Source organism: Modicisalibacter tunisiensis, from assembly GCF_020148005.1.
Classification (GTDB): Bacteria; Pseudomonadota; Gammaproteobacteria; order Pseudomonadales; family Halomonadaceae; genus Modicisalibacter; species Modicisalibacter tunisiensis.
In genome coordinates this window covers 1-2,701 of record NZ_JAGXFD010000005.1, presented here as the reverse complement: position 1 = coordinate 2,701, position 2,701 = coordinate 1, and the positions used below count along the sequence as shown (strand labels likewise).

Below are 2,701 nucleotides of genomic sequence, written 5' to 3'. Positions count from 1 at the left end.
ACCGCATAGACGTGCCGAAGGATCAGGCACACTATGCCAAAAAAATCAGGTGGTTGGCGACATGCCATCCGCAGCCACCTGAATAGTTACTTTAATTATAAATTTATGCATATTGCGATGATCCAGGGGTCAGCGTCATTGACCAGCGGCTCATTGATGCCTGAAGGATCGCCGGATCAGGAGAGGGAAAGGGGGAACAGGGAGTTTTTCGACAGGGAAGGGCAGGCCTGGGTTGGTGTTTCCAACCCCATAAAAAGACAGGACGATTCCTCGAGCAGGGGGAGGGGATGGTCATGGGTCATGTTCTTGTGGTGGTGCGTGATATCAACGAGAGTCCCGCCAGCGATTATGTCGCTGCCTTGAAGGCCGGTGGCTACTCGGTCAGGTTCATTCCCGTCGGTGTGGACCCCGTTCCGGCGATGCAGCGCGAGCCGCCCATCGTCGCCTGTTTCCAGTTCGACTACCCGGATGCGCTGGGGCTGTCGGACTCGCCAGCAGCTGCCCGCGGTACCGGTGCTGATGATCACCCAGGCGCATTCCGAGAGCCTGGCCGTCTGGGCCTTTCGCACGCGGGTCTGGGATTACTTCACCCTGCCCGTCGATACGCAACGCCTGCTGAGCGTGGTGGAAACTCTGGAAGCCCTGCAGAATCAGGGCAGCGTGGATACGAAAACGCGCCAGACGCTGGAAAGTACCAATGCCATTCCGCCCGATGCCCGCCAGCGCTATACCGGCAATCCCGAGGAAAAGTCCATCATCGAGCGTGCCCTGACCCATGTGGATGCCAACCTGCACAACAAGATCGTTCAGGCCGAGGTGGCCGAGATTTTCGGCTTGAGCCCCTTTCAGTTCAGCCGCCTTTTCCGGCGGATGACCAAGATGACCTTCCAGGAATACTTGCTGTCCCGGCGTATCGAGGAGGCCAGGCGCCTGCTCGTCAACTCCCGGACTTCGATAACCGATGTCTGCTTTACCGTGGGCTTTCGCGACCTGTCCTATTTCACGCGTATCTTTCAACGCTACGTCGGTATGCCGCCCTCACGCTATCGTCAGGCAATCCGGGAAAACACGTCGACCGTCGCCCCGAGTACCGCCGAACCTCTCTCGACCGAGGCCGAGCTGCATTCTCAGTAATGATGAAAGGGCGGCCTTCCGGGCCGCCCGTCTTCGTTGCAGTGTCCTGATCTGCGGCACGCCTTGCTCTCTACTGAACCAGCACCGGAATCCGGGCCAGAACGCCGTAGTTCTCGCCGCCGGTGTTGCCCTTGGGTTCGTGCACGGTGCAGCTGGGCAGGAAGTAGATGCTCTTGTCGTGCCACTCGGCCGGCGTATCGTCGGCGCTGCGGAGATTGAACTGGTCGACGAAGGAGTTCCAGCGATTCAGGCCGCTGGCGTCATTGCTGGTCCAGGTACCCGGTGATGGACTGTCGGTGTCCGGCGGCGGGATGGCCATCTCGGTGGGCGCGCCGGGGTTCTGGTTGCTTGGCAGGTTATCGATCTTGCTGATCGGGGAGGCCGTCATCCAGACGATGTTGAGCTCCACCGCGCCGACCAGCTCATTATTGGGTGATACCCCATCCTGGCAGTCGATCACCGGCAGGGTCAGCCCCCACGGCTCCTTCTGGGCGGTCTTGTCCTTCCAGCAGTCATACAAGGCCTGATAGGCGGCATCGACCTGGCCGTTGTTGGTACCGATGTCTTCGCCATACTGCAGTTCGTTGTCGTTGCCATCGCCGCAGATCAGGCTCTTGAGTTCCCCGGCATTGGCACCACCGCTGCCGTCGGTCTGGAAGTTGGTCCAGCCGCCGGTCTGGTCGCCCTCGGGGATGAAACGTCCCACGCTGCAGTCATAGGTGCCGTCGGGCGCCTGGCGATCGGCTCGTCCGCGTCGTGGGGGCGCAGTGACCCGGCGAAGCCGATATAGGCTACAGACTTGGCACCCACCTTGTAATTATCAAACCCTAAAGCCCACCCAAATAGGGATTCCACCGGTCTCTCACTCCGTGCAGTCTTTACCTCCACGGCGTTGATGAAATTGGGGTCGATGTCCAGCTCGCTGGTGGTTTTTGAGAATAGATCCACCGGGTCCGGGGAGGGGTTAGCCGTGAAAGTCCGGGTGGTGAAGCTCCAGTGACCCCGCTGTGCACTGATCACCTCGACTGACGAGCTCTGGCTCTTGTTGGCTTTTGCCGCCTCTGTTGCTCGAACCTCGGCACTCTTGTAGGGATCATTTGGGTCGCTCGGATCGTAGGGCTGGGTACCGTCATTGACCCTGGTTCCATCCTTCACATACAAGTAACGCACCCCCGCCAGCGCGCCGGCATCGGCGGCGTTGTGCAACTCGTTGCGTGCCACGTAAAGGTTACTGATATCTACCGCTAGTGCTGCGAAACCCAGTAGCATGAATAGTGCCACCGCCAGCAGCACGGTGGATACGCCCCGCTGGCGTCGGTGCAGGGTCGGGCCGCCGGAGCAACTTGCCGAAAGTTGAATGGTCATGGGTCACTCCGCTCGCATCACGGTTGTGGCATTCAGGTTGATAATGCCGCCCAGGTTGCCGACAAAGTCAGGTAACAGCAGGAAGTGGTAGGGGTAGTCGATGGTCACCTGCCCTATGCTTCAACGTAGTTGTCACCTAAACGGATTGAGAGGTGAACAACGTGCGTTACCCCGCAGAACGTAAGGAAGCCATCCTCAAGAA

The 2,701-nt window shown here is 59.5% G+C and carries 3 protein-coding genes; 1 reads left to right on the top strand and 2 read right to left on the bottom strand.

All coding sequences use genetic code 11. The features are described from left to right. Positions 1-468: 468 nt before the first annotated feature. Positions 469-1,134, top strand: coding sequence for a helix-turn-helix domain-containing protein (locus KGQ91_RS16670; protein WP_224421546.1), 666 nt, complete (start codon positions 469-471; stop codon positions 1,132-1,134). A gap of 70 nt (positions 1,135-1,204) precedes the next feature. On the opposite strand, the gene KGQ91_RS16665 is transcribed toward KGQ91_RS16670, so the two are convergent. Together KGQ91_RS16665 and KGQ91_RS16660 are read right to left on the bottom strand one after the other, a co-directional pair. Further along, positions 1,205-1,840 (bottom strand): hypothetical protein, encoded by a 636-nt coding sequence (locus KGQ91_RS16665; RefSeq protein ID WP_224421545.1) that lies wholly within the window; start codon positions 1,838-1,840, stop codon positions 1,205-1,207. Then, positions 1,741-2,499: a pilus assembly protein TadG-related protein gene (locus KGQ91_RS16660; RefSeq protein WP_224421544.1), complete on the bottom strand. Its 759-nt coding sequence runs from the start codon at positions 2,497-2,499 to the stop codon at positions 1,741-1,743. Before KGQ91_RS16660 ends, KGQ91_RS16665 begins: the two co-directional genes overlap by 100 nt. Between the last annotated feature and the right edge of the window lie 202 nt (positions 2,500-2,701).